Origin of the sequence: Pseudomonas fluorescens (assembly GCF_000967965.1) — a bacterium.
Classification (GTDB): domain Bacteria; phylum Pseudomonadota; class Gammaproteobacteria; order Pseudomonadales; family Pseudomonadaceae; genus Aquipseudomonas; species Aquipseudomonas grandcourensis.
In genome coordinates, this window is record NZ_LACC01000001.1 from 15,646 (window position 1) to 19,338 (window position 3,693).

The 3,693-nt window shown below is 51.1% G+C and carries 2 tRNA genes and 2 rRNA genes; all 4 read right to left on the bottom strand.

From position 1 onward, the window contains the following. Positions 1 to 17: 17 nt before the first annotated feature. The 4 genes from rrf to VC35_RS00070 all read right to left on the bottom strand — a co-directional run bounded on the left by rrf (position 18) and on the right by VC35_RS00070 (position 3,614). A 5S ribosomal RNA gene (gene rrf / locus VC35_RS00055) occupies positions 18 to 133 on the bottom strand. 169 nt (positions 134 to 302) lie between these two features. Further along, positions 303 to 3,194 (bottom strand): 23S ribosomal RNA (locus VC35_RS00060). Positions 3,195 to 3,431: 237 nt separating this feature from the next. After that, positions 3,432 to 3,507: transfer RNA gene (locus VC35_RS00065), tRNA-Ala, on the bottom strand. A 30-nt stretch (positions 3,508 to 3,537) separates the two neighbouring features. Next, positions 3,538 to 3,614 (bottom strand) — tRNA-Ile (locus tag VC35_RS00070). Positions 3,615 to 3,693 lie beyond the last annotated feature (79 nt).

The window sequence follows — 3,693 nt, forward strand, 5'->3', positions numbered from 1 at the left end:
GGGGTTTCGGAATTTAATCTTGACGATGACCTACTCTCACATGGGGAAACCCCACACTACCATCGGCGATGCATCGTTTCACTGCTGAGTTCGGGATGGGATCAGGTGGTTCCAACGCTCTATGGTCGTCAAGAAATTCGGGTACTGAGTCGTGACCGGTTGGCCTCGCTTCAGCAAATTGGGTATGTGACAGCTAGGTGTTTTGTGAGTATCTCGAACTTTCGGTTCGTTTCGTCTTCACACACCGCAATCTGGCCTCTTTCGTTTCTTCAACTAGGAGCATCAAATTGCTTGGGTGTTATATGGTCAAGCCTCACGGGCAATTAGTATTGGTTAGCTCAACGCCTCACAGCGCTTACACACCCAACCTATCAACGTCGTAGTCTTCGACGGCCCTTCAGGGGACTCAAGGTCCCAGTGAGATCTCATCTTGAGGCAAGTTTCCCGCTTAGATGCTTTCAGCGGTTATCTTTTCCGAACATAGCTACCCGGCAATGCCACTGGCGTGACAACCGGAACACCAGAGGTTCGTCCACTCCGGTCCTCTCGTACTAGGAGCAGCCCCTCTCAAATCTCAAACGTCCACGGCAGATAGGGACCGAACTGTCTCACGACGTTCTAAACCCAGCTCGCGTACCACTTTAAATGGCGAACAGCCATACCCTTGGGACCGGCTTCAGCCCCAGGATGTGATGAGCCGACATCGAGGTGCCAAACACCGCCGTCGATATGAACTCTTGGGCGGTATCAGCCTGTTATCCCCGGAGTACCTTTTATCCGTTGAGCGATGGCCCTTCCATACAGAACCACCGGATCACTAAGACCTACTTTCGTACCTGCTCGACGTGTCTGTCTCGCAGTCAAGCGCGCTTTTGCCTTTATACTCTACGACCGATTTCCGACCGGTCTGAGCGCACCTTCGTACTCCTCCGTTACTCTTTAGGAGGAGACCGCCCCAGTCAAACTACCCACCATACACTGTCCTCGATCCGGATAACGGACCTGAGTTAGAACCTCAAAGTTGCCAGGGTGGTATTTCAAGGTTGGCTCCACGCGAACTGGCGTCCACGCTTCAAAGCCTCCCACCTATCCTACACAAGCAAATTCAAAGTCCAGTGCAAAGCTATAGTAAAGGTTCACGGGGTCTTTCCGTCTAGCCGCGGATACACTGCATCTTCACAGCGATTTCAATTTCACTGAGTCTCGGGTGGAGACAGCGCCGCCATCGTTACGCCATTCGTGCAGGTCGGAACTTACCCGACAAGGAATTTCGCTACCTTAGGACCGTTATAGTTACGGCCGCCGTTTACCGGGGCTTCGATCAAGAGCTTCGCGTTAGCTAACCCCATCAATTAACCTTCCGGCACCGGGCAGGCGTCACACCCTATACGTCCACTTTCGTGTTTGCAGAGTGCTGTGTTTTTAATAAACAGTCGCAGCGGCCTGGTATCTTCGACCGGCGTGGGCTTACGGAGCAAGTCCTTCACCCTCACCGGCGCACCTTCTCCCGAAGTTACGGTGCCATTTTGCCTAGTTCCTTCACCCGAGTTCTCTCAAGCGCCTTGGTATTCTCTACCCAACCACCTGTGTCGGTTTGGGGTACGGTTCCTGGTTACCTGAAGCTTAGAAGCTTTTCTTGGAAGCATGGCATCAACCACTTCGTGTTCTAAAAGAACACTCGTCATCAGCTCTCGGCCTTAGAATCCCGGATTTACCTAAGATTCCAGCCTACCACCTTAAACTTGGACAACCAACGCCAAGCTGGCCTAGCCTTCTCCGTCCCTCCATCGCAATAACCAGAAGTACAGGAATATTAACCTGTTTTCCATCGACTACGCTTTTCAGCCTCGCCTTAGGGACCGACTAACCCTGCGTCGATTAACGTTGCGCAGGAAACCTTGGTCTTTCGGCGTGGGTGTTTTTCACACCCATTGTCGTTACTCATGTCAGCATTCGCACTTCTGATACCTCCAGCAAGCTTCTCAACTCACCTTCACAGGCTTACAGAACGCTCCTCTACCGCATCACCTAAGTGATACCCGTAGCTTCGGTGTATGGTTTGAGCCCCGTTACATCTTCCGCGCAGGCCGACTCGACTAGTGAGCTATTACGCTTTCTTTAAAGGGTGGCTGCTTCTAAGCCAACCTCCTAGCTGTCTAAGCCTTCCCACATCGTTTCCCACTTAACCATAACTTTGGGACCTTAGCTGACGGTCTGGGTTGTTTCCCTTTTCACGACGGACGTTAGCACCCGCCGTGTGTCTCCCATGCTCGGCACTTGTAGGTATTCGGAGTTTGCATCGGTTTGGTAAGTCGGGATGACCCCCTAGCCGAAACAGTGCTCTACCCCCTACAGTGATACATGAGGCGCTACCTAAATAGCTTTCGAGGAGAACCAGCTATCTCCGAGCTTGATTAGCCTTTCACTCCGATCCACAGGTCATCCGCTAACTTTTCAACGGTAGTCGGTTCGGTCCTCCAGTTAGTGTTACCCAACCTTCAACCTGCCCATGGATAGATCGCCCGGTTTCGGGTCTATTCCCAGCGACTAGACGCCCTATTAAGACTCGCTTTCGCTACGCCTCCCCTATTCGGTTAAGCTCGCCACTGAAAATAAGTCGCTGACCCATTATACAAAAGGTACGCAGTCACCCAACAAAGTGGGCTCCCACTGCTTGTACGCATACGGTTTCAGGATCTATTTCACTCCCCTCTCCGGGGTTCTTTTCGCCTTTCCCTCACGGTACTAGTTCACTATCGGTCAGTCAGTAGTATTTAGCCTTGGAGGATGGTCCCCCCATATTCAGACAAAGTTTCTCGTGCTCCGTCCTACTCGATTTCATGACCAAGAGATTTTCGCGTACAGGGCTATCACCCACTATGGCCGCACTTTCCAGAGCGTTCCGCTAATCTCAAAGCCACTTAAGGGCTAGTCCCCGTTCGCTCGCCACTACTAAGGGAATCTCGGTTGATTTCTTTTCCTCAGGGTACTTAGATGTTTCAGTTCCCCTGGTTCGCCTCTTGCACCTATGTATTCAGTACAAGATAACCATCTTATGATGGCTGGGTTCCCCCATTCAGACATCTCCGGATCAAAGTCTGTTTGCCGACTCCCCGAAGCTTTTCGCAGGCTACCACGTCTTTCATCGCCTCTGACTGCCAAGGCATCCACCGTATGCGCTTCTTCACTTGACCATATAACCCCAAGCAATCTGGTTATACTGTGAAGACGACATTCGCCGAAAATTCGCGATTAAACTCACAAATTTTACCTTAGCCTGATCCGTTACCAGTGAAAGTAACGTTCAGTCTATCTTTCTATCACATACCCAAATTTTTAAAGAACGAACTAGTCAAAGACTAGAAATCAACATTCACCATCGAACCGATGGAATGCTCATTTCTAAGCTTTACACAATCAGAAGCAGTTAGTGGTGGAGCCAAACGGGATCGAACCGTTGACCTCCTGCGTGCAAGGCAGGCGCTCTCCCAGCTGAGCTATGGCCCCGTATTTCTACAGGCGTTTCCCACACAAAATTGGTGGGTCTGGGCAGATTCGAACTGCCGACCTCACCCTTATCAGGGGTGCGCTCTAACCAACTGAGCTACAGACCCAATTTCGAGCGCGCAACTGTTAGCTTGGAGCTATCAGCTTGGAGCTTAAAGCTGCTTCTATCGTCTTCTTCAATGAATC